At 69.7% G+C, this 3,043-nt stretch carries 3 protein-coding genes; 1 reads left to right on the top strand and 2 read right to left on the bottom strand.

What is annotated here, in order from left to right:
* The coding region (locus tag ACHFGS_RS13495; RefSeq protein WP_394289549.1) for an LPXTG cell wall anchor domain-containing protein at positions 1 to 483 on the top strand (483 nt) is incomplete at its 5' end.
* Between the two features lie 230 nt (positions 484 to 713).
* On the opposite strand, the gene ACHFGS_RS13500 is transcribed toward ACHFGS_RS13495, so the two are convergent.
* Positions 714 to 1,904 carry a bifunctional 2-methylcitrate synthase/citrate synthase gene (locus ACHFGS_RS13500; protein ID WP_394278916.1) on the bottom strand — a complete coding sequence of 397 codons (1,191 nt, stop codon included), beginning with the start codon at positions 1,902 to 1,904 and terminating at the stop codon, positions 714 to 716.
* A 2-nt stretch (positions 1,905 to 1,906) separates the two neighbouring features.
* Positions 1,907 to 2,809 (bottom strand): methylisocitrate lyase, encoded by a 903-nt coding sequence (gene prpB, locus ACHFGS_RS13505; RefSeq protein WP_394289550.1) that lies wholly within the window; start codon positions 2,807 to 2,809, stop codon positions 1,907 to 1,909.
* Positions 2,810 to 3,043 lie beyond the last annotated feature (234 nt).

The following is a 3,043-nucleotide window of genomic DNA, read 5'->3' on the forward strand; positions in this document are numbered from 1 at the left end:
AAAGTGACGGACGGTCCCTCGCCCGAGCCGACCGACGGACCCACCCCGTCGCCGCAACCGACCCTCCCGGGGACCGGCGACGGAGATGAGGGCGAGAGCTGGGCGCAGGTAGAGATCAGCGCCAGCACGGTCCTCCAGGGCGGCGACGTGCAGGTCACGCTGTCGGGCCTCACGCCCGGTCAGCGGGTCACGGCCACGCTGTACAGCGACCCGATCGTGATCGAGGGCATCCCCGCGGCAGACGCCGACGGCGTGATCTCGTTCACCGTGTCGATCCCCGACGACCTCGAGCCCGGCCAGCACACGCTGGTCGTCGAGACCGCCGGCCAGGAGGACATCCGCATCCCGATCACGGTCGAGTACAACGCGCAGCTCGCGAACACGGGCGGCGAGTCCGCCCCGCTGGTCACGCTGCTCGCCGGCGCCGGCGCGCTGATCATCCTCGGCGCGGTGCTCCTGCGCCGCCGCCGCCAGGAGGTCTGATCCGCGGCATCCGCTGAACAGAGGCGGCCCCTCACCTTCGGGTGGGGGGCCGCTTCCGTCGTCACGACGTCGTCAGATGCAGGATGCCGCTAACCGTCCCACCGGCGCAGGAGCGCCGCCAGAGCCTGGCGTCGGCCGCTGCGGCGACGGGGGCCGTCAGTGCGAGCGCACTCAGGAGCAGAATGCCCGAGGTCGCGGCAGACCCATCCGCATGAGGGCTTCCGCGCTGGTCAGCCCGCGGCTTCCTCAGGACGCTCGAGCGCTTCGACCTCCGCCGCATCGGGGACGTACCCCTCGATGTGCCGCTCGTCCGGGCCGTTGTAAGCCGACAGCGGGCGGATCAGCGCGTTCGCGGCCTGCTGCTCCATGATGTGCGCCGTCCACCCGGTCACGCGCGCGGCGATGAACAGCGGCGTGAAGGTGAGGGTGTCGAAGCCCATGAGGCTGTACGCCGGACCGGACGGGTAGTCGAGGTTCGGGTAGATGCCCTTTCGCGACACGAACTCCGACTCGAGCGCGTCGTACAGCGCCGCGACGTCGGGGCGGTCGTAGTGCTCGACGAGCGTGTCGAGCGCCGCCTTCATCGTGGGGACACGCGAGTCGCCGCGCTTGTAGACGCGGTGCCCGAAGCCCATGATCTTGCGCTTGGCGGCGAGCGCCTCATCGAGCCACGGCACGACGTTCTCGGCCGATCCGATCTCGGTGAAGATGTGCAGCACCGCCTCGTTGGCGCCGCCGTGCAGCGGGCCCTTGAGGGCGCCGATCGCCCCGACGATCGCCGAGTACATGTCGCTCAGGGTCGAGGTGATGACCCGCGCCGTGAAGGTCGAGGCGTTGAAGGAGTGCTCCGCGTACAGGATCATCGAGCGGTTGAAGGCGTCGACGACGGCGGCATCCGCCTCTTCACCGAATGTCATCCACAGGAAGTTCGCCGCGTAGTCGAGGTCCTCGCGGGGCTCGACGAGCTCTTGACCGCGCCGACGACGCTGGCCGTACGCAACGATCGCGGGGAGGATCGCGAACAGCCGGATGCTGCGGTCCAGGTTCTCCGCGGGCGTTCCGGCCGCGTCGAGGACGTTGTCGATTCCGGCTGTCTCGGCCGCGCCGAGCAGGCTGACGACGGTGCGGACCTCGTCCATCGGGTGGGCGGCGACCGGCATCGCGTCGATGAGCTCCTTCACGGATGCCGGGAGGGCACGGTTCGCCCGCTCGACGGCGCGGAGCTCGGCGAGCTGCTCGTCGGTCGGGAGCTCGCCATGCCACAGCAGGTACGAGACCGCCTCGAACGACTGCGTCGCCGCGAGCTCCTGCACGGGGTAGCCCCGGTACAGCAGGGAGTTCGTCTCCGGGTTGACCTTGCTGACGGCGGTGACGTCGGCGACGACGCCGGCGAGCCCCTTTTTGATGTCCTGCTCTGCCATGCTCACTCCTTCGTGATCTCGAAGTTGAAGACGTTCGTGTCGAAGTGGTTGTACGCCTCGTAGTCGATGAGGTCGTACAGGTCCGCGCGGTGCTGCATCTCGTCGAGCTTCGAGGTCAGGTTCCCCTCGTCGATCAGGGTATCCAGCGCGCGACCGGTCGCCCCCATCGCGATGCGCAGCATCGAGACCGGCCAGATGACGATGTTGACGCCGACATCACGCAGCTGGTCGACGCTGAACAGGTCGCTCTTGCCGAACTCGGTCATGTTGGCGAGGATCGGCACGTCGACGGCCGCGCGCATGGCGGCGAACTCCTCGAGCGTGCGCATCGCCTCCGGGAAGATGGCGTCGGCGCCCGCGTCCACGAGCTTGCGGGCCCGGTCGGTCGCGGCGTCCAGCCCGTCCACGGCGCGGATGTCGGTGCGCGCCATGATGAGGAAGTTGTCGTCGCGACGCGCGTCGACGGCGGCACGGATGCGCTTGAGCGCGGTGTCCTCGTCCACGACGGCCTTGCCGTCCAGGTGCCCGCACCGCTTCGGGTTGATCTGGTCCTCGATGTGCGTGCCGGCCAGGCCCGCGTCTTCGAGCGTCTGGATCGTGCGCGCGACGTTCATCGGCTCGCCGAAACCGGTGTCGGCGTCGATGATGGCGGGAAGCTCCGTCATGCGGGCGATCTGCTGCCCGCGACCGGCGACCTCGGTGAGCGTCGTCAGGCCGATGTCGGGCAGTCCCAGGTCGGCCGAAAGGACGGCGCCCGAGATGTACACGCCCTCGAAACCCTTGCGCTCGATGAGCCGGGCTGACAGCGGATTGAAGGCGCCGGGGAACCGCAGCAGCTCCCCCGAGGCGAGCCGCTCCCGGAACAGGCGGCGCTTTTCGTGCGCCGGCGTCTGCGCGTACAGCATCAGCAGGCACTCCTCTCGGCGCGGGGGTGTTCGGTAGTCCGTCCCGACGCGTCGCCGCCCCGGGTGGGTGCCGCGGAATCGCGCGGTTCGTGCCCGGCGTCGGACCGCACGCGCGAGCGGAGGGACTGGATGCCGAACGCGCGGCCGACGATGCTCTCCATCAGAACAGTCCCGTCGGCGCGGGCGCGGTCTCGAGGACGCCGGACGCCGCGACGATGTCGAGCTGCCGCAGGA

This window comes from Microbacterium sp., assembly GCF_043427715.1.
GTDB lineage: Bacteria > Actinomycetota > Actinomycetes > Actinomycetales > Microbacteriaceae > Microbacterium.